The following is a 20,147-nucleotide window of genomic DNA, read 5'->3' as shown; positions in this document are numbered from 1 at the left end:
ACTTAGCTAAGTGGACTAAGGAGGGGTGATGGGCGAGCCGGCGGTGCAGTTCAACATCCATGAGGCGAAGACTCAGCTTTCGCGAATCATCGATCGTGTCGAGCACGGCGAAGAGGTCATCATCAGTCGTGCCGGTCGGCCGGTCGCCAAGGTCGTGCCGCTGCCCAGCTCGGTCCGGCGGGCAGGGCGGGGATTGCTGTCGGGACAGATTGGCTGGTCCGACGATTGGGATTCGACCGAAACCAATGAAGAGATCGCCGATGACTTCGGTCTTCCGTCATGAAGGAGATGGCACGGCTTCTGCTGGACACGCATGTGCTGCTCTGGTGGCTCGAGGACAGTCCTGAGCTGTCCGATGACCTGAAGGATCAGATCGACACCGAGCTCGAGGTCTTCGTCAGCGCGGCAACAGTCTGGGAGCTTTCGATCAAGTCGGCTGCCGGGAAGCTGAAGCTGCCGGACGACCTCACCGGCTGGATCGAGCGCAGCGGTCTGAGTGAGCTGCCGATCCGGATGGCGCATGCGGACCTCGCGGGCCGGCTGCCGGCGATCCACCGGGATCCGTTCGATCGGATGCTCATCGCACAGGCGCTCGTCGAGAAGCTGACACTGGTGACCAGAGATGGTCTGATCCATCGGTACGACGTACCGATGATCAAGGCGTGATTCCTTAAGCCTGCAAGGGATCCTGGGTTATCTGCCGGTGAGGATGGACACGAGTTGGTTGGTGGGGATGGTGAGGGCTGCGCGGACGGCTTGGATGGGGTGAAGGTGGCGGGGTGGAGGGCTGCGGTGGCGCGCTCGAGGTCTGGTTGGGCTAGTTCGGCGGGCACGGTGGGGGACCTGGCGCCGTCGAGGAGCGGGCGTACCTAGGTCTCGAAGTCGCGGTACGTCCCGGCGAGCTGACCGACGGGCAACGGCCTGCCGGTCTTCGCGGGCGGCGGCATCACGACAACGGTCGCACCGGCACACGTCGCGATGCTCATTTGCGAAGGCTCCTCGCCGGGGCGGCGGTGGTGGCGAGCGCGACCGGGCCGGTTACTCTGCACACCGGATCGGTCGCAGTCCGCGACGATACTCTCAGTCCGGGTCGCTCGAAACCTCTTGAAACACAGGGATTGCGCCCCAACCGAGCAAGTGAGCGTTTGAATCGCCGGGTAATTCGGTCGCGGCCCGGCCGGGCCGCTGTTACGGTCCGGGCAGGAGTCCATCGATCGAGTGGCAGGAGAACGGGATGCGGCACGTGGTGATCGACCTCATCGGTACTGATCGCTTCGACGCATTCGCGAGGACTCTTGAACTCTCTGACGATGGGCATTGTGGCGCATGTCGACGCCGGTAAGACCAGCCTGACCGAGCGGCTGCTGTACGCCGCCGGTGTGATCGACCGGGTCGGCCGGGTCGACGACGGGAACACCCAGACCGACTCGATGGACCTCGAGCGGAAGCGCGGCATCACGATCCGCTCGGCGGTGGTGTCGTTCGAGCTGGGCGACCTGACCGTCAACCTGATCGACACCCCGGGACACTCCGACTTCATCGCCGAGGTCGAGCGCGCGCTGTCCGTGCTGGACGGCGCCGTGCTGGTGATCTCCGCGGTCGAGGGCGTCCAGGTGCAGACCCGCCTGCTGATGCGCACGCTGACCCGGCTGCGCATCCCGACCTGCCTGTTCGTGAACAAGATCGACCGTGTCGGCGCCCGGTACGACGAACTGCTCGCGGACATCGCGCGGTTGCTGACTCCCGCCGCCGTGCCGATGGGATCGGTGTCGGACCTCGGTACTCGCGGAGCCGTCTTCGAACCGTTCGGGCTGCCGCGCAAGGCGCTCGGAGAACTGCTTGCCGAGCGCAACGACGGCTTCCTGGCCCGCTACCTGGACGACGGCTTGTCGGCCGACGACTACGCCGCTGAGCTGCGTCGGCAGGTGACGGCCACGAAGGTTCACCCGGTGTACTTCGGCTCGGCGATGACCGGCGTCGGTATCGCCGACCTGATCGGCGGCATTCGGTCCTGGTTGCCACGCGCAACCGCATTGCCGTCAGAAGCCTTGCAGGCAAGGGTTTTCAAGGTCGAGCGTGCGTCCGCCGGCCAAAAGGTTGCCTCGGCGCGCGTGTTCGCCGGGTCGCTGTCGGCTCGCGCGTACGTCGATGTGCACCCGGCGGAAGGTCCGTCGTACCAGGCGCGTCCGACGGCGGTGGAGCTCTTCGAGCGCGGGTCGCGGCGGACAGTCGAGCGAGCCGAGGCCGGGCAGATCGTGGCGTTGCGCGGGTTGAAGGACATCCGGATCGGCGATCAGCTCGGCGTACCGGCGCGTGGTGCGGGCCGGCTGTTCGCGCCGCCGACGCTCGAGACTGTCGTGAGTGCGCGGGATCGGGTGAAGCTCTTCCAGGCGTTGACCCAGCTCGCCGAACAGGACCCATTGATCCGCGTCCGGAAGGCCGACGACATCACGGTCAGTCTGTACGGCGAGGTGCAGAAGGAGGTGATCGCGTCCTTGCTGGAGTCGGAGTACGGACTGGCGGTCTCCTTCAGTGAGACCACGCCGATCCACATCGAACGGTTGGCCGGCGTGGGAGCCGCACACCGGGAGATGGGTGCCCCGGACAACCTCTGGGCGGCGGGCGTCGGCTTCCGCGTGTCACCGGTCGCCGAAGGCATTGACTACCGGTTGGAGGTCGAGCTCGGAGGACTGCCGCGCGCGTTCCATACCGCGATCGAGGAGACGGTCAGGCAGACCCTCCACCAAGGCCTCTACGGCTGGGAGATCCCGAACTGCCGGATCGATCTGACCCACACCGCCTACAGCAGCGTGGGTACGTCCGCCGCAGACTTCCGCCGCCTGGTCCCACTCGTCCTGATGCGGGCCATCGCGTTCGCCGGCACCACGGTCCTCGAACCCCTCAACCACTTCGAGCTCGACATTCCACCCGACTCGGTTTCCCGGGTTCTGTCCCTGCTGGCCGACTCCCGTGGCCTCGTCACCAGAACCGCCCTGGACCAGGACCGTGCCCACCTCGAAGGCACCATCCCCGCCGCCACCACCCACCCCTTCGAGGCCCACCTGCCGGGCCAGACTCATGGCGAAGGCATCCTCACCCCGACCTTCACCACCTACCACCCCGTCCCTGGCACACCTCCCGCCCGGTCCCGGACCGACGGCAATCCTCTCAACCAGAAGCAGTACCTCCTCCACCTCAACCAGGCGTGATCCGCTCAGGCGAAGCGCGCGAGGGTGGTGTGGATCTGCTCGACGGCGTTGGCGGAGTCGGTGAAGTGGGCGGTGACGCAGAGATGTTCGCGGAGGTGGAGGAGGGGCATCCGGTGGCGCCAGCCCGGCGCCAGCGGATGAGCTTCTTCGTAGGCGCGGTAGAAGGCATCGGGAATGTTGCCGCAGCCGATGAGCATGGACAGTTCGGCCTCGGGCCAGCCGTAGTAGACCGCAGGGTCGATCAACGCCGGGCGGCCGGCGGGTGTCGGGATGAGATTGCCGTGCCAGAGGTCGCCGTGGAGCAGCGACGGCGGTTGGGGCGGGACGAGCTCGGGGAGGCGGTCGGCGACGCGTTCGAGGCGGTGGCGGTCGTCCAGCGAGAGGGCGTTGTAGCAGTTGGGGACTTCCAGATAGCGGACCAGGCGGTGCTGGGCGAAGAAGCTGTGGCCGTCGGTGGTCCACGGGTTCCGCTGGGGAAGGACGCCCAGGTAGTTGTCCTGGTGATACCCGAACTTGTCGGCGGTGTGCTGGTGCTGGAGGGCCAGGGCGCGGCCGGCGTCTTCCCAGTAGGTGGGAGAGGGAGCGGACGCACCGAGGTCGGTGAGGACAATGAAGTCGGGCGCGACGCGGAGCACTTCGGGTACGGCGAACCCGCCCGGGTCCCGGAGTGCGTCGAGGCCGTCGGCTTCCACCGCGTAGAGGTCGGGCGGCAGGTCGGTCTGCGTCTTCACGATCGCCGACCGGCCGAGCGACGTACGGACGCGGAAGGTCTTGCTGGCGTAACCGCCTTCCACGGATTCGGCGGACACGGCTTCACCGAGGGCCAGGCCGTCGAGCCAGGAAGGAGTCAGCACGTGGACGATCCTGGCACGCCCGCCGGTGTCGGCTACCCTGGGGCGCGATATGGCGACACCTAACTTGGTCAACCTGGAAGCTGTTTCCAAGGGCTTCGGGACTCGGACACTCCTCGACTCGGTCAGCCTCGGCATCGGCCGGGGTGAACGCGTCGGCGTGGTCGGGCGGAACGGCGACGGAAAATCGACGCTGTTGCGGCTGCTGGCCCGGCGGGAGGAGCCGGACAGCGGACGGATCACCCACAACCGGGACCTGCGGCTCGGGTACCTCGGCCAGAGCGACGACCTCGACCCGGAGCAGACCGTGCTGCACGCTGTGCTCGGGGAGGTGGAGACCTACACGTGGGCAGCCGACCCGCGGACGCGGTCGGTGATGGAGCACTTGCTGGGTGGCGTCGATCACCAGGCGCTCGTCGGCACGTTGAGCGGTGGTGAGCGGCGGCGCGCCTCGCTGGCCAGGTTGCTGCTGATCGAGGTCGACCTGCTGATCCTCGACGAGCCCACCAACCACCTCGACATCGAGGCGGTCAACTGGCTCGCCGAGCACGTGGTCGACCGGGCCGGCGCGCTCATCGTCGTGACCCACGACCGCTGGTTCCTCGATGCGGTCTGCACCGACACGTGGGAGGTCCAGGGCGGCCGCGTCACGTCGTACGACGGTGGGTACGCCGCCTACGTGCTCGCGAAGGCCGAGCGGGCCCGGAGTGTGCAGGTCTCGGAGACGAAGCGGCAGAACCTGCTGAAGAAGGAGCTCGCCTGGCTGCGTCGCGGCGCACCCGCCCGTAGCACCAAGCCGAAGTTCCGGATCGAGGCCGCCAACGCGCTGATCGAGGACGAGCCGGCGCCGCGCGACAAGCTCGCGCTGTCCCAGCTGGCCACCGCGCGCCTGGGCAAGGACGTGTTCGACGTCGAGGACGTGAGCCTGGCCTTCGGCGACCGGGTGATGCTCGACCACGTCACGTTCCGGCTCGGGCCGGCCGACCGGATCGGGCTGCTCGGGCCGAACGGCGCCGGCAAGACCACGTTCCTGAAGATCCTGACCGGTCAGCTCGCGCCGGACCGCGGCCGGGTCAAGCAGGGCAAGACCGTCCGGGTCGCCAACCTGTCGCAGACCCTCGACGAGATCGACGAAACAGTGACGGTCCTCGACTACATCACCGGGATCCGTCGTACGGCGGCCCTGGCCGGGCGCGGTGGCGAACTCACCTCGTCGCAACTGCTCGAGCGGTTCGGGTTCACCGGCGACAAGCTGACCACCCGGATCTCGGACCTGTCCGGTGGTGAGCGGCGCCGGCTGCAACTGCTGCGCATCCTGCTCGACGAGCCGAACGTGCTGATCCTCGACGAGCCAACCAACGACCTCGATGTCGAGACGCTCACCGTGCTCGAGGACTTCCTCGACAGCTGGCCGGGTGTCGTCGTCGCCGTCACGCACGACCGCTACTTCCTCGAGCGGATCAGCGACATGGTTTACGCGATCATGGGCGACGGCCGGGTCCGTCATCTGCCCCGCGGCGTCGATCAGTATCTCGACGAGCTCGGGACCGGAATTCCGCGGCGTACGGCGTCGAATGCGTCGACGTCGCCGGCGGCGGCGTCCAATGATTTGGCGCCGGCCGGAAATACCACGGTTGATGATCCGCCGGTGGTTGACGCGGCAGCGGCCCGGGCGGCGAAGAAGGAACTGAACCGGATCGAACGCCAGCTCGCCAAGCTCACCGAGGCGGAGGCGAAACTGCACGACCAGCTGGCGGTGAGCGCCAGCGACTATGCGCGGCTGGCCGAGCTGGACGCCGAACTGCGCAAGCTCGCCGACGAACGCGGTGAGCTGGAGACCGCCTGGTTCGACGCGGCCGAACGGGCCGAATGATCCGCAGCGGCGCAGGGCTTCTGGAACAACAGAACTGAGCCGCGGCACACCCTCCGATCCCCTGTGCTTCGGAGGGTGTACCGCGGCTCCGGGTGAGCGGGCCCCGTGCCGGCCGGCGTTGTTCGGGCCCCGAGCCCCGGACACCGCACGGCCACTTTCGGTGGACCACCTCTTGCCACCGAAGTCACCGTGTTCTCTACGTTTCGTAGCCGGTTAGCCACCGACAGTGAGGACCCTAGTGTGGCCCCTCACTCAGTGTCGATAGTCGTGCGCTACAGCAGCCTCTCGATCTCGTTGCAACTAGCAACGATCGAAACCAGGCAGAAGTGACGGGTCGTCTTTTCGGATTATTCCGGCACAATTCCAAACGATCGTTTGTCCGACCTGCCGAGCCGTTTTGTCGGTACTACCGAGCGGCTTTGTCCACATCGTCGGCAAAGCGGATGTTTTCCCGGGTCAGTGTTTTTCCAGGTCGAACGGCCGGACCAGCTCGCGCAGTACGCGGGCGATCTTGGCCTGGTCGCGCTCGCTGATCGTGCCGAGCAGTTTGCGCTCGTGCGCGAGCAGATCGGCCATCGCGGCGTCGACCGCGTCGCGGCCGGCCGGGGTCAGCTGGACGAGCACGCCACGGCGGTCGGCCGGATCCGGAAGGCGCTCGACCAGTCCGCGCGCGGCCAGCCGGTCGACCCGGTTCGTCATCGTGCCGGAGGTGACCAGGGTTTCCTTCAGCAGCTTGCCGGGGGAGAGCTGGTACGGCGCTCCGGCCCGGCGCAGGGCCGCGAGTACGTCGAACTCCCAGGACTCCAGGCCGTGCGTCTCGAACGCCTGGCTGCGGGCGCGATCGAGGTGTCGCGCCAGCCGGCTGACCCGGGACAGCACCTCCATCGGCGCCACGTCGAGGTCGGGGCGCTCGCGGCGCCAGGCCTCGAGCAGCCGGTCGACCTCGTCTTCCATACTTCGAGACTACGTCATCAAGACTCTTGACATCAAGACAAGTCGAGCGACTAGAGTATCTCGATGTCAAGATAAATGAGTCAGAGAGGTACTCGCCATGCGCACGTCACCAGTGTGGAGTCCGGAGCAGTACGGCACATACGCCGACGAACGCGGCCGCCCGTACGCGGATCTGGTCGGCCGGGTCCGGGCCGAGGACGTCCGCACGGTCGTCGACCTCGGCTGTGGTCCCGGCGGGCTGACCGTGACGCTGCGGGAGGTCTGGCCCGAGGCAACCATCGTCGGCGTCGACAACTCGCCGCAGATGCTGGCGGCGGCGGAGCAGTACGCGGACGACTACCTGAGCTTCGAGCTGGGCGACGTTCGCGAGTGGTCGGTCGAGCCGGGCTCGCTGGATGTGATCGTGACCAACGCGACCCTGCAGTGGGTCCCTGAGCAGCTCGACCTGCTGCCCGGTTTCGTCCGCGCGCTGCGGCCGGGCGGCTGGCTGGCGATCCAGATCCCCGGCAACGGCAACGCGCCGTCGCACGCGATCCTGCGCGAGCTCGCCGGCACCGAGCCCCATGCGGAGTACGCGAAGGACGCGTCGCTGCGGCCCGACGTCCCGGGTCCGGCCGAGTACGTCGATGCGCTCAGTGCCGAGGGATGCGTGGTCGACGCGTGGGAGACGACGTACTTCCACCTGCTGCACGGCGACAACGCCGTACTGGAATGGGTGAAGGGGACCGGCGCGCGGCCGGTGCTGCAGTCGCTGCCGGACGGCCTGCGGCCGCAGTTCGAGGCGGAGTACGGCGCTCGGCTGGCGGAGGCGTATCCGCAGCGGGACTACGGGACGCTGCTGCCGTTCCGCCGGATCTTCGCGGTCGCGCAGAAGAGGGGCTGACCATGCGACTCGATCATGTGCAGGTGTCGTGCCCGCCCGGTGGGGAGGACGTCGCGCGGGAGTTCTACCGGGACGCGCTCGGGATGACCGAGGTGGAGAAGCCGGAGCTGCTGAAGGCCCGGGGTGGTTGCTGGTTCCGTGCTGGGACCGCGGAAGTGCACATCGGCGTGGAGCAGGACTTCCGCCCGGCGAAGAAGGCTCATCCCGCGCTGGCCGTCGACGATCTGGATGCGCTGGCCTCGCGACTCGCAGAGCTCGGCTATCCGGTGACGTGGGACAACGAGACGATCCCAGGCCGCCGGCGATTTCACACCGCCGACGGCCACGGGAACCGGGTGGAGATCGTGTGACGCTCGTTCGAGGGGATATCCGGCTCTTCTGACGTATCCGTGGGTGGTTCGTTCGCGTCCCTTTGCGTCCCTTCGCGTCGTTCGCGTCCTTCGCGTCTCGGCGGTCGGCCGTGTTGTGTCGGTTGGCGCCGGGGGTGGGGAGGATCTCGTCCCGGATCGGGTGGGAGATCCTCCCCAGCCTGGCCCGGCCGGCTCGCGGGTCTTGGCCTGGGCGGACGTGGGGCACTCACTAACCCGGTCCGTCAGCCGCGGAGTGCTCGGGGCCGAGCGGGGCCTGTCTGGCATCGCGCTGTTTGGTGAGTGCTGCAGGTCCGGTCGGCGGTGCGGCATCGCCCAACCCGCCACCGCCGCCGGGCGGGTGTGGGTGGACTTCCAGGCCATCACAATCACCCAGGCGCCGCGATCGTCCGCGGGCGGCCTTCGACCGCGCCTCGTTGTGATGGCCTGGCGATCCGGTCGACGGCACGGGCAACACCCACCGAACCAACCGGAGCGCCGGATCTCCCATCCCGTTGTGGGCTCTCCCCTGGTGCACGAGGGAGAACCCACAACCGCAGCGGATATCCCCCCGTGGCGTGGGTTCTCCCCTGGCAGACCAGCAGAGAACCCTTCGCTCGAACGGATATCCGGCTCTTCTGCTGGATGTGTGGGCGAAGTGAGCGAGGTCGGCTGGGCGTGCCAGCTCGACAGGAGGTGTCGGTCCTGGGGTGCTGGTCGGGCGAGGCATTCACGCGTCGCCCCGGCCGGCCAGGTCGGGGCCAGGACGGACACCTCCTGTCGAGCTGACACACCCCCAGCCTCATCCCCGCAAGCCACCGTCCGCACCCGACCAGCCGACGGACCGCAGTTGAGCGATGAGCGCGACTCCGCGAGGCACCGGGATCTCGGCCCGGCTCGACGATCGGTGGTGGTGGCGATCTGGCGCTGCGACGTACGACAGTCCGCCACCAGGAGCCCGCACCGGCGGGCAGGTGCAGTGGCTGGGCGGGTTCGTCGTGGCGGGGGTGGGACCGGTGGCGATCTCCGGGGGCTGGGACATGATCTGGGTGCCTCGGACAGGCTGTGCGGTGTCCGAGGTCCCCAGTACCTGTCCGAGGTCGCGGCAATCGCGCCGATCAATACTCCGGGCGGCGCAAGCATTTCAGGGCTCCGGCGTCTGGATGCTGCCGGCCGGATGCCGGGGGCAGCGACCGAACCACGGGCTGTCTCGAGTCACCGGATCCGGGTCCGGGTCCGCACACCGACCACGACACGGCAGGCCGGCCACCACCCACACATCGAGCAGAAGAGCCGGATATCCCCTCAAACGCGTGCTGACGTGCGGGTGGCTACTCGGTCGCCAGGGCTCCGGCCGGAGCGACCTTGGCGGCGCGCCGGGCCGGGAGGACCGAGGCGAGCAGGCCCGCGACCGCGGCGACCGCTGCGATCACCACGAGAAGCGTCCCGGGTACGGCGTACTCGACGCCGCCGTCGACCGTCTGGCCACCCATCAGCGCGCTCGTCCCGGTCCAGCCGTAGATCAGGCCGAGCACGATCCCGAGTCCGGCCGCGACCAGGGCCATCAGCAACGATTCGACCGCGAGCATGCCGCGCAGCTGGCGTCTGGTCAGCCCCATGGCGCGGAGCAGTGCGTTCTCCCGCGTCCGCTCCAGGACCGACAGACTGAGCGTGTTGCCGACACCGACGAGGGCGATCAGGACCGAGACCGCGAGCAGACCGACGCCGACGATCAGCAGCACGTCGAAGATCTTCGTGTAACTGGTTCGCTCGGCCAGGCCGCCGCCGACCGACAGTTCCTTGACCGAGGGGATCGACTGTTGCACGGAGTCGATCACCTGCGAGCCGTCCGCCTTCGGATCCGATGCGAGCCAGAACCCGGTCACCGAAGCGCTCGATGAGAGCTTCGCGAGATCGGTGGAGGTGACGGTGATCGGATCGAGTCCGGTCGCGCCTCGCGCCGTCACCGTCAGCTTGTGCTGACCCGACACGATGGTCAGCGGGGCGCCGTCGTCGAGGCCCAGCATGTGCAGGGTGCTGTAGTCGATCAACGCCGTACCCGGCTTCAGCTGGTCGGCGATCGCCGGGTTGTGGATGACGGAACCGACCGCGGCCTGGTCGATGCCGGTCACCGGCAGCTCCTGACCACCGGCCTTCACATTCACCTGATGGACCGGGACGACCTGCGTGATGCCCTTGATGTCGCGCAGTTGCTGCTCGGCGCCGGCCGGCATCTTCTCGTTGTACGTCGTCACCATCAGGTCGACCGGATACTGCCCGTCCATCGACACGTCGAAGGTCTTCCGCACCGAGGCGATCCCGACACAGGTGAGGCTGATCAGCGTTACGCCGATCAGGAGTGCCGACGTGGTGGCCGCCGTACGCTTCGGGTTCCGGATCGCGTTCGCGACGGCGATCCTGGCCGGGACTCCACCACTCCGCGCCGGGAGCGTGCCGATCAGCCGGATCAGCGCGGGCACCAGTAGCGACCCGATCGCCAGGATGCCGAGGAAGGACACGACTCCGCCGGCGACCCCGACCAGCACCTGATGGCTCGACGCTCCGGCCGCCAGCAGCAGTCCGCCGCCGGCGAGGAGCAGGAAGCCGAGGATCAGTCGCAGTACGCCGGCCTTGGACGCGGCCGCCGGAGCAGCCTCGGGCCGAAGCGCGGCCAGCGGGGCGACCTTGGTCGCCCGGCGAGCCGGTACGACGGCCGCCGCGATGGTGGCCACGGTCCCGAGCAGCAGCGGCAGGAACACCGACCACAGGTCGAGGTGCAGCGGGACCGGCGGGATTCCCCAGTCGAACTCGCGGGACAGCGCCAACGCCAGCGCGGACAGCGCGACGCCGAAGACCACACCGATCGCCGACGCGATCATGCCGACCACCGACGCCTCCGCGAGTACGGAGGAGAACACCTGCCGGCGGGACGCGCCGACGCAGCGCAGCAACGCCATCTCGCGAGTGCGCTGGGCGATCACGATCGTGAAGGTGTTGCCGATCACCAGGCAGGCGACGAACAGCGCGATCACGGCGAACATGCCGAACACGCCGCCGAGGACGTCGATGCCGTTCGTGTAGCCCTTCACCTCGTGCTGGATCCAGGCCTCACCGGTGTACGCCTGCAGACCCTTCGCGACGACGGCCTGGGCCGCGTCGGCGAGCTGCTGCTGGGTCACGCCCGGCTTGGCCGCGATCCCGATCGCCCGGACGGCGGCATCCGGCTCGAAGATCTTCAACGCGGCCGGGGTGGCCACGGCGGACCCCCGACCGACCGACCTCGAGTCGTCCAGCAGGCCGACGACGGTCACGTTCCACGCCTTGTTGTCGTACGAGCTGAGCCGGAGCGTCTGACCGATCGCGACGTTGTGCTTCGCCGCCAGCTTGGCCGGCAGCGCGATCTCATTCGTTGCGGTCGGCAACCGTCCGGACGACGTACCGGGGCCGGCGATGTGGGTGGTGTCGTGGAGCGCGTCGACCGGCAGACCGGTCGGCCGGACCAGACCGGGGAACGACGCGTTCAGGTAGGCGGTCGTCAGCGTGACGACCGAGACGGCCTGCGGGAGCTTCTGCACCTTGGCGATGTCCGCGGCGGTGATGGCCTCGTTCTCCGGCGAGACCACCGCGTCGACACCGCGGTACTGCGCGCCGATCGTCTCGTCGATGCCGTGCGACGCGGACGCGTGCGCGGTCATCGCCAGGGTGCCGAAGCCGACACCGAGGACGATCGCCAGGCAGGCGGCGATCAGGCGGCCCAGGTGGGCACGCAGCGACGAGAGGATGGAGCGTCGCACTTCAGGCCCCCAGCTGCCGCAGCGCGTCGAGCACGGTCTCCGGAGTCGGGTCGGTCAGTTCACCGGCCAGCTTGCCGTCGGCAAGCATCACGACGCGGTCGGCGTACGACGCGGCCAGCGGATCATGGGTCACCATGACCACCGTCTGACCGAACTCCCGGACCGACCGGCGCAGGAATCCCAGCACCTCGGCGCCGGACCGCGAGTCCAGGTTGCCGGTCGGCTCATCGGCGAAGACGACCTCCGGCCGGCCGGCCAGGGCGCGCGCGACCGCGACCCGCTGCTGCTGACCGCCGGACAGCTCGCCCGGTCGGTGCGTGAGCCGGTCGCCCAGCCCGAGTACGTCGATCAGCGTGCTCAGCCACTGCTGGTCGGGTTTGCGGTTGCCGAGCTCGAGCGGGAGCAGAATGTTGTCGTTCGCGGACAGCATCGGGAGCAGGTTGAACGACTGGAACACGAAGCCGACCCGGTCCCGGCGGATCTTGGTCAGCTCGGCGTCCGGCAGCCGGGTCAGCTCGGTCTCGCCGAGCAGCACCTGACCGTCGGTCGGGGTGTCGAGCCCGGCCAGGCAGTGCATCAGCGTCGACTTGCCCGAGCCGGACGGCCCCATGATCGCAGTGAACTGGCCGACACCGAAGTCGACCGACACCCCGTCGAGCGCGGCGACCGCGGTGTCGCCCTGTCCGTACACCTTGCGCAACTCGTGCGCCCGGATCGCGGTCCGCGGCGTACCGTCCTGCGGCAACCGCCCGACCGCAAGCTCCCCGGTCTGCAAGCTCATGTCACTCCTTGGTTTCGTTGTTGTCCAAGAAGTTAGTGATCCCGGCCGGTGATCTCGTCGGACCGCAGACTGCAGTTGGCGTAGTACCTGGGTATTACTTGTTGGGTTTCACCAGGCCCGTTTCGTAGCCGAGGACCACCAGGGCGACCCGGTCGCGCAGGCCGGTCTTGGCCAGGATCCGGCCGATGTGCGTCTTGACCGTTGCCTCGGACAACGTGAAGAGCCGGGCGATCTCGGTGTTCGACAAGCCGCGGGCGACCTCGACCAGGACCTCGCGTTCGCGGGCGGTCAGGTCGGCCAGATCGGGGCGCTCGGCCTCGGTGTCGGGCAGTGCGCCGGCGAAATGCTCCAGCAGGCGCTTCGTCGTACTGGGGGAGACCACCGCGTCACCGGAGTGCACCTGCCGGATCGCCGACAGCAGGTCGGCCGGCGGGGTGTTCTTGAGCAGGAAGCCGGCCGCGCCGGCCTTGATCGCGGCGAACGCGTACTCGTCCAGGTCGAAGGTCGTCAGTACGATCACCTTCGGTGCCTGCGGCAACAACTGGAGCCGGCGGGTGGCTTCCACGCCGTCCAGGCGGGGCATCCGGACGTCCATCAGGACGACGTCGCATCCCGTCACCTGGATCTTCTCGACCGCCTCGCCGCCGTCGCCGGCCTGGCCGACCACCCGCATATCCGCCTGCGAGTCCACGAGCATCGTGAATCCGGCTCTGACCAGTTCCTGGTCGTCCACCAGGAAGACCCTGATCACGTCGGTTTCACTCACTGTTCGCCTCCAGTCGGCAGGTGGTACGGGAGCTTGGCGATCACCTCGTAACCGCCGCCCGCCTTCGGTCCGGCGCTCACCGTACCGCCCGAGATCGAGGCGCGCTGCCGCATCCCGACCAGGCCGTGACCCGGATCCGAACTCGGCGCGACCCCGGCGCCCCGGCCGTCGTCGGTGACCACCACGGTCAGCATCTCGCGGCCGAAGTCCAGCTTCACGCAGGTGCGCGCGCCCGGCCCGGCGTGTTTCAGCGTGTTGGTCAGACCCTCCTGCACGATCCGGTACGCCGTCAGTCCGAGCAGCGCGGGCAGATCGCGCGGCTCGCCGGTCACCTGGTAGTCGACGGTCAGCCCGGCGTCGCGGACGTTGTCGATCAGCTCGGGCAGGCTCGAGACACCGGGCTGCGGGCGCGGCTGGTTCGGGTCGAGCTCTGGTTGTTCGTCCTGCTTGAGCAGGCCGAGCATCTTGCGCATCTCGGTCAGCGAGGCGCGGCCGGTGTCGCCGATCGTGGCCAGCGCCTTCTTCGCCTGCTCCGGTGACTGGTCCGCGGCGTACAGACCGCCGTCGGCCTGGACGATCATGATCGACAGGCCGTGCGCGACCACGTCGTGGATCTCGCGGGCGATCCGGGTCCGCTCGTTGCTCACGGCCAGCTTGGCCTCTCGGTCGCGGTCACGCTCCAACTGAGCGGCCCGCTCCTCGAGCTGGGCGACGTACAGGCCCCTGGTGCGGCGGCGTTCGCCGATCGCCCAGACGCCGAAGACGACGGCGCCGAGGGCGCCCATCATCGTGATCTGCTGCTTCCAGTCGCCGCCGTTGTAGTAGCGCGACGTCGCCATCAGGACGCCGAGCCCGCCGACGATGAGGGCGATCCGGCTGAACCGGTGGTCGCCGTACACGGCGATGGCGTACAGCGCGACCAGCAGGCCGATGTTGCCGGCCATCAGGTGGATGCCGGCCAGCCACTGCAGGACGGCGACTGCCGAGACGCCGAAGAAGACGAGCTCGGGGTGAGTCCGGCGCCAGATCAGCGGGACGAGCATGCCGAACGCGAGGACGCCGCCGAGCCCGGTCTGGGCGACGGCCAGGAAGCCGAAGGTCATGCTCAACCCGCCGGCGAGCAGCAGGTCGAACGCCTTGCTGCGGGCAGGCACGGGCCGCGCGGTCAGGATCCCCGTCATGCGGGCCAGGGTACGGCGATCAGCCAGGTGAGAGGTCATGCCACGGGCGGATGTCGCCGTACGACCGCGGTCGCCCCACCGCGGACACGCGACGGGGACTCCGGACAGGCTATGCCGTCTCCGGAGCCACGAGAGGGTGTCCGAGGTTACTTGTGGGGGCGGGTCGACAGTGTCGGTTTGGCTTCGAGGCCGGAGAGGCCGTTCCAGGCGAGGTTGACCAGGTGGGCGGCGACATCCGGCTTCTTCGGCTTGCGGGCGTCCAGCCACCACTGGCCGGTGAGCGCGACCATGCCGACCAGCATCTGGGCGTACATCGGTGCGTTCTTCGGGTCCAGGCCGCGGCGCTTGAACTCCTCGGCCAGGATGTGCTCGACCCGGGTGCCGACGTCGCTCAGGATCGAGATGAACGAGCCGCTGGACGACCCGACCGGCGAGTCGCGGACCAGGATCCGGAAGCCGTCGGAGTTGTTCTCGATGTAGTCCAGCAACGCGAGCGCCGCCTGCTCGACGAGCTCGTGTGCACGGCCGGCGGTCAGCGCACCGGTGACACCGTCGAGCAGGGCACGGACCTCGCGGTCCACGACAACGGCGTACAGGCCTTCCTTGCCGCCGAAGTGTTCGTAGACGACCGGCTTGGAGACCTCGGCGCGGGCCGCGATCTCCTCGACCGAGGTCGCCTCGTACCCCCGCTGGGCGAACAGGCCACGGGCGATGGTGATGAGTTGCTCGCGACGTTCGGCACTGGTCATCCGGACTCGGCCGGACCGCCGCGGTTTGGGTTCCGTCACGTCGAGATCACGTCAGCATCATGCCGTACTTCGGTGTTGCCAGTGGGTGATTTACCGCTGGTGATGCCTCAGGCCGCCGCTTTCAGGGGCTTCGTGCTGGTCTCGACGCGGCGGGCCTCCAGGCGCTCCCGCACCGGCCAGCGGACATCGCTGACCCAGCCCATCTTCTCGAAGAACCAGATGCAGCGGGCGGATGTGTCGAGCTGGCCCTTGAGTACGCCGTGCCGCGCGCACGTCGGGTCCGAGTGGTGCAGGTTGTGCCACGACTCGCCCTGGCTCAGGATCGCCAGCCACCACACGTTGCCGGACTTGTCCCGGCTCTTGAACGGCCGGTCGCCGATGGTGTGGCAGATCGAGTTGATCGACCAGGTGACGTGGTGCAGCAGGGCGATCCGGACCAGGCTGGCCCAGAAGAACGCGGTCAGCGCGCCCTCGATCGACCAGGACCACAGTCCGCCGATGACGGCCGGCGCGAGCAGCGAGATCGTCACCATCAGCGGGAACATCCGCGACACCTTGACGATGTCCTTGTCCTTCAGCAGATCCGGCGCGTACTGCCGCTGCGGAGTCTGCTCGGTGTCGAACAGCCAGCCGACGTGGGCGTGCACGAATCCCTTGGTCAGCGCGCTCACCGTGTTGCCGTACTTCCACGGGCTGTGCGGGTCGCCGTCGCGGTCGGAGAACTTGTGATGCTTGCGGTGGTCCGCCACCCAGCGGATCACCGGGCCCTCGATCGCGAGCGAGCCGGCGATGGCGAGCACGTACTTCAACGGGCGGTTCGGCTTGAACGACTTGTGCGTGAACAGCCGATGGAATCCGATCGAGATGCCGTGCCCGGCGATCGTGTAGAAGACCACCGCGAGCACGATGTCCCGCCAGCCGAGGAAGCCGCCCCACGCGATCGGCACGGCCGCCAGTACGGCGAGGAACGGGATGCCGATGAACAACGCCAGTGCGACTTGCTCCCATGGACGCTTCTGCTCACCCCCGAGCGTTCCGGTGTCGACGTCGAAGTCGTCGGCCTGCTGGGCGCTGGTGGGCGCCTCCGGTGCGGCTACGGCGGGTGGAGTCATCTTTGGTGATCCCTCGGGTGGAGGACGGCTTACCTACGCTACCGTAACCTACGGACCCGTAGGTAAGGAAGCCCTCAGCGTGTCGCTCGCCCCACTCCATGGCAAACTATCCCGGCAACCACGATCCCCCGTGGGGTAATCGGCAGCCCGCGAGACTTTGAATCTCGAAGACCAGGATCGAAACCTGGCGGGGGAGCTACAAGAACCCCTTGGTCAGAGCGCTTCTGACCTAGGGGTTCTGCTATGCCGGGGCCGTTTTGCCAACGGACTTGCTAACAAGCGACTGAGGCAGGGGCTTCGTCAGACTCAGCAGTGACCGCCGGAGTAGTTCCATCAACCGCAGCGGCGAAGGTGGCCGCGACGCCGTCCGCGTGCTTCCGAATCACGTGCGTGAACGAGCAGTCGGGCCTGGTACGACAGCGCGATCCGGTCGGCGAGCCATTCCGGGAACGTCGCGAGCGGGGGCCTGTGGCGCCCCGCCTGCGCTGCGGTCAGGAGCTGGTCGGCGAAGGCAGCGGCGCCGTGTCTGTGGGCGCGGGCCTCGAACTGGGCCCAGTACCTGCCCAGGCAGCCGGCCCGCTCGCCCCAGCGTTCGGTGGCGATCTCGGCCAGCGCGGTCGCTGCGCGGCGGATCGCGATCCAGGCACCAACGAGGTCGTCGCCAGCTCTTCCAGTGTTAGTCCCCGAGCGCCTTCACGGACTGTCGGCAGGAGTACACACGGCTGAATTGATTGCGCAGGGCATCCTCGTGGTCAATCCAGGCGTGGAAGAAGCCGGCGCGGGGCATGAGGTCCAGCTGCGAACCGAAGGCCGAAACAGCCTCGTCCGGATCGGACGCGTACACGTGCAGGTAACGCATCTTTTGTTCGAAACCCTGTGACCGGTACCAGGCCAGCGTTCCCTCGTCGTCCCGGGTCCACGCATCGACCTGCGTAGCTCCTCGCCTTTGCAGCCGGTCGCAGATCTCGTTGAGCAGCCGCTGGGCAATACCAAGCCGACGGTAGTCAGGGTGAACCGCAATCGTCTCGATGGTCGATTCGCTACCTATGACACTCGCGTCCAGTAGCCCAACAACTTGATCACCGAAGGCAGCCACCAGCTCAAGACCAGGTTCGCGCCTCGGCTTGATCGTCGCGACATCGTCGTAATAAGTCGTGTCGAAAAGCGAGGACGCGGCACCGCAGCCATCGCGTCTCGTCTCCTGGGGCGTAGTCCCGCACAGTCCACTCCGCCATGCCGACCATCCTCTCCCTGCTAACGGATTTGCTGACAAACGGTCTGGAGTCACGCCCGGGCGAGCGGCCCGTCCTAGCCATCCCTGCGGCGAAACTGGAGGGGGAAGCATGCTCTTGATGGCGAATTCACGTATCGGAGAAGGTGTGACGCCAGAGCAGCTCACCCGGTTCTTCGACGAGAACACCGTCTCGACGCAGGCCTGGGACCTGGTGCGCCACCGCGTGGTCACCGAGTATGCGTTCAAGATCGGTGACGTGCCTGGCATCGTGGTGTTCATGGAGGCCGACTCCGCGGACGAAGGCTCCGAGATCGTGAACGGACTGCCCGTTGTTCAGCAGGGCCTGCTGACGTTCGAGTTGGACCCGATCGGAAAAACGATGCGCTTCTGAGCACGCGAACTCTGCTCGGCACTGATGGGTTTCGCCGGCTGCCCGCAGCGCGAAGGTCTCCTCACGGTTGGTGGCAGCGTTTGCTTGGTCGTCCTTCGCCATTCGTCCTTCGGTATCAAGCCGGCGTCTTCGCGTGGGTCACTCGTCTGGTACTCCGACGTCGAGGCACTCGCGGACTTCGATGGTGTAGTCGTGGGGGAGCAGGGACGCGACTTCGGTAGCGCTGGTCAGGTCCGGCAGGCCCACGAGGTAGAAGCCGCCGAGTTGTTCGACGGTTTCGGCGTACGGGCCCTCGGTCAGGCGGCGGCCCTGGCCGTCGGAGCGTAGCGTCCGGGCGTCTTTCGGGTGGACGAGGGCTTCACCGCTGAGGAAACGGCCGCGGGTACGGACCGCTGCCGTGAAGGCTCGGAGGTCGGCGAAGACCTGTACTTGTGTTGCGTCGTCGGCGGCGTCCCAGCGGGCGAAGTGGTCCTCTTCGGCCATCAGGATCAAGAACCTTGTCATCGGTTCCTTCCTCGGGTTGAACGGGTCTGTCATCACGATGACGCGCACCACTCGCCGAAATCGACAAGAGCGTTCGGTGCGCCGGACAACCTGTGCGCTACTGCCTCGCCAGGAAACGTCGAGGTCGTTACCGCACTCGCCTTCCGCCCGGGGCAATTTCGGGGGAGAACCTCGCAGCTGCACCCTTCTACCCACCGCATACCCGGGGTGAAGGGACAAGATCAGGGGTGAACCCCGCACCTCGCCGCCGGGACGGGCTTCGGGGTGGTGGTCGGTCCGGATTACCGCCCCAACCTTGCTTGACGCGGCGCTAGCTATCGGGGGCACGCCGGGGGTACGCGCCCGCTGCCGTCTTGAAAGGGTAAGACGGATGGTCCTGGTACGGCGAGCGCGAGTCGAGACAGGCCCCGGTAAGGGAACTGGCTGCGTGCGGACGATCGAGCGAACGACCCGCACCGCAGCGCGTCCAGATCACAGCTCAGCATCACGGCAGCTGACCTCGTTGCTCGGACTTGACCTGGAGCGCGCTCCAGCAGCGAGAGTGGCGTCATGAACACCAAGGTCACTGCAGATCGGGTCGTCCTCGGCACGATGTACCTGGGCACCCGGCTGGACGATCGGGACAGCTTCGCCGTGCTGGACCGGTATGTCGAACTGGGCGGCCGGTGGATCGACACTTCGAACAACTACTCGTTCTGGGAGGACGAGTCCGGCTTCGGCGGCCAGAGTGAGGCCGTGATCGGCCGCTGGCTACGCGCCAACCCGGGCGTGCCGGTCAAGATCAGCACCAAGGTGGGAGCCCAGCCGACTCACCCCGGCGGCTTCCCTGACCACCTGGAAGGGCTGACAGAACCGACTGTGCGTCGCTCGTTGGCCGAAAGCCTGCAACGGCTGGGCAGAGACCAGGTCGACCTGTACTGGGCGCATGTGGAGGACCGCAACGTGCCGCTGGCTGACCTGATCGGAACGTTCGGCCAACTGGTCGCCGACGGCCAACTCGGGGCCTACGGCCTGTCGAACCACCCGTCCTGGCGCGTGGCCGAAGCGCGGCTACTGGCCGGCCAGGCCGGACTGGCGATGCCGACGGCCTATCAGCAGCGCTACTCCTATCTGCAGCCTGCGCCGGGCGCCCCGGTCGAAGGGCAGCCGATCCCGCTCGGCATGCTGTCTGCGGAGGGTCTGGAACTACTGCGCCGCAACGACGACCTGACGGGCTGGGTCTATACGTCCTTGCTGCTCGGCGCCTACGACCGCGACGACTGGACACTGTCCAGCGAGTACGAGCACCCGGGCAACACTCGGCGGATCGCGGCGCTGGACGAGGTCGCGAAGGAGCGGGGAATGTCCCGAGGTCAGATCGTTCTGGCCTGGCTGGCCGGTGGTGATCCGCAACTGATGCCGATCGTCGGCAGTAGCCGGTCGGAGCAGATCGAACAAGCGTGGGCGGGGGCGGGCACCGAACTCACGGCCGAGGAGCGGGCCCGGCTGGACGCCGCCTACTGACCCACCCCGAGCAGG

18 protein-coding genes and 1 tRNA gene are annotated in these 20,147 nt (G+C 67.9%); 9 read left to right on the top strand and 10 right to left on the bottom strand.

What is annotated here, in order from left to right:
• The first annotated feature begins 28 nt into the window (after positions 1-28).
• The 3 genes from OG558_RS03210 (at position 29) to OG558_RS03200 (ending at position 3,209) form a co-directional block, all read left to right on the top strand.
• The gene (locus OG558_RS03210; RefSeq protein WP_329481486.1) at positions 29-283 is read left to right on the top strand and encodes a type II toxin-antitoxin system prevent-host-death family antitoxin; all 255 of its coding nucleotides are present in this window, start codon (positions 29-31) and stop codon (positions 281-283) included.
• On the top strand, positions 280-666 hold the full coding sequence (locus OG558_RS03205; protein WP_405068867.1) for a type II toxin-antitoxin system VapC family toxin: 387 nt from the start codon (positions 280-282) through the stop codon (positions 664-666). The genes OG558_RS03210 and OG558_RS03205 overlap by 4 nt, the downstream gene beginning before the upstream one ends.
• A 644-nt stretch (positions 667-1,310) precedes the next feature.
• Positions 1,311-3,209, top strand: a complete 1,899-nt coding sequence (locus OG558_RS03200) for a GTP-binding protein (protein ID WP_405068866.1) — start codon at positions 1,311-1,313, stop codon at positions 3,207-3,209.
• A gap of 5 nt (positions 3,210-3,214) precedes the next feature.
• On the opposite strand, the gene OG558_RS03195 is transcribed toward OG558_RS03200, so the two are convergent.
• Entirely contained in the window at positions 3,215-4,063 is an 849-nt protein-coding gene (locus OG558_RS03195) for a fructosamine kinase family protein (RefSeq protein WP_405068865.1), read from the bottom strand.
• A gap of 49 nt (positions 4,064-4,112) precedes the next feature.
• Between OG558_RS03195 and OG558_RS03190 the strand changes: the two genes are divergently transcribed.
• Positions 4,113-5,933, top strand: a complete 1,821-nt coding sequence (locus tag OG558_RS03190) for an ABC-F family ATP-binding cassette domain-containing protein (protein ID WP_405068864.1) — start codon at positions 4,113-4,115, stop codon at positions 5,931-5,933.
• A gap of 456 nt (positions 5,934-6,389) precedes the next feature.
• Here OG558_RS03190 and OG558_RS03185 read toward each other — a convergent pair whose 3' ends face one another.
• Positions 6,390-6,887 (bottom strand): MarR family winged helix-turn-helix transcriptional regulator, encoded by a 498-nt coding sequence (locus tag OG558_RS03185; RefSeq protein ID WP_405068863.1) that lies wholly within the window; start codon positions 6,885-6,887, stop codon positions 6,390-6,392.
• 97 nt (positions 6,888-6,984) lie between these two features.
• Here OG558_RS03185 and OG558_RS03180 point away from each other — a divergent pair, with 97 nt between their 5' ends.
• Together OG558_RS03180 and OG558_RS03175 are read left to right on the top strand one after the other, a co-directional pair.
• Entirely contained in the window at positions 6,985-7,770 is a 786-nt protein-coding gene (locus OG558_RS03180; RefSeq protein ID WP_405068862.1) for a methyltransferase domain-containing protein, read from the top strand.
• A gap of 2 nt (positions 7,771-7,772) precedes the next feature.
• On the top strand, positions 7,773-8,120 hold the full coding sequence (locus OG558_RS03175) for a VOC family protein (RefSeq protein ID WP_405068861.1): 348 nt from the start codon (positions 7,773-7,775) through the stop codon (positions 8,118-8,120).
• A 1,328-nt stretch (positions 8,121-9,448) separates the two neighbouring features.
• On the opposite strand, the gene OG558_RS03170 is transcribed toward OG558_RS03175, so the two are convergent.
• From OG558_RS03170 to OG558_RS03145, 6 genes are all read right to left on the bottom strand, one after another.
• A complete protein-coding gene (locus tag OG558_RS03170; RefSeq protein ID WP_405068860.1) occupies positions 9,449-11,911 on the bottom strand; it encodes an FtsX-like permease family protein in 2,463 nt (820 codons plus the stop codon).
• Position 11,912: 1 nt separating this feature from the next.
• Entirely contained in the window at positions 11,913-12,692 is a 780-nt protein-coding gene (locus OG558_RS03165) for an ABC transporter ATP-binding protein (RefSeq protein ID WP_405068859.1), read from the bottom strand.
• A gap of 94 nt (positions 12,693-12,786) precedes the next feature.
• The gene (locus tag OG558_RS03160; protein ID WP_405068858.1) at positions 12,787-13,458 is read right to left on the bottom strand and encodes a response regulator; all 672 of its coding nucleotides are present in this window, start codon (positions 13,456-13,458) and stop codon (positions 12,787-12,789) included.
• Positions 13,455-14,639 (bottom strand): sensor histidine kinase, encoded by a 1,185-nt coding sequence (locus tag OG558_RS03155; RefSeq protein WP_405068857.1) that lies wholly within the window; start codon positions 14,637-14,639, stop codon positions 13,455-13,457. The genes OG558_RS03160 and OG558_RS03155 overlap by 4 nt, the downstream gene beginning before the upstream one ends.
• 146 nt (positions 14,640-14,785) lie before the next feature.
• Complete coding sequence (locus OG558_RS03150) at positions 14,786-15,388, bottom strand: TetR/AcrR family transcriptional regulator (protein ID WP_328526627.1); 603 nt, start codon at positions 15,386-15,388, stop codon at positions 14,786-14,788.
• Positions 15,389-15,495: 107 nt separating this feature from the next.
• Positions 15,496-16,500, bottom strand: a complete 1,005-nt coding sequence (locus tag OG558_RS03145) for an acyl-CoA desaturase (RefSeq protein ID WP_329481475.1) — start codon at positions 16,498-16,500, stop codon at positions 15,496-15,498.
• A 124-nt stretch (positions 16,501-16,624) separates the two neighbouring features.
• Here OG558_RS03145 and OG558_RS03140 point away from each other — a divergent pair.
• Positions 16,625-16,696, top strand: a tRNA-Gln gene (locus OG558_RS03140).
• Positions 16,697-17,176: 480 nt separating this feature from the next.
• Here the strand turns inward: OG558_RS03140 and OG558_RS03135 are convergent.
• Positions 17,177-17,845 (bottom strand): GNAT family N-acetyltransferase, encoded by a 669-nt coding sequence (locus OG558_RS03135; RefSeq protein WP_405068856.1) that lies wholly within the window; start codon positions 17,843-17,845, stop codon positions 17,177-17,179.
• A 7-nt stretch (positions 17,846-17,852) separates the two neighbouring features.
• On the opposite strand from OG558_RS03135, the gene OG558_RS03130 reads away from it, so the two are divergent.
• Entirely contained in the window at positions 17,853-18,125 is a 273-nt protein-coding gene (locus tag OG558_RS03130) for a hypothetical protein (RefSeq protein ID WP_405068855.1), read from the top strand.
• Positions 18,126-18,263: 138 nt separating this feature from the next.
• On the opposite strand, the gene OG558_RS03125 is transcribed toward OG558_RS03130, so the two are convergent.
• Positions 18,264-18,629, bottom strand: coding sequence for a YciI family protein (locus OG558_RS03125; RefSeq protein WP_405068854.1), 366 nt, complete (start codon positions 18,627-18,629; stop codon positions 18,264-18,266).
• Between the two features lie 549 nt (positions 18,630-19,178).
• On the opposite strand from OG558_RS03125, the gene OG558_RS03120 reads away from it, so the two are divergent.
• Positions 19,179-20,132 (top strand): aldo/keto reductase, encoded by a 954-nt coding sequence (locus OG558_RS03120; RefSeq protein WP_405068853.1) that lies wholly within the window; start codon positions 19,179-19,181, stop codon positions 20,130-20,132.
• Positions 20,133-20,147: the final 15 nt, after the last annotated feature.

Source organism: Kribbella sp. NBC_01510, from assembly GCF_045040325.1.
GTDB lineage: Bacteria > Actinomycetota > Actinomycetes > Propionibacteriales > Kribbellaceae > Kribbella.
Note: the sequence above shows the minus strand (reverse complement) of the source record. Positions and strands in the feature narration are given on the sequence as shown.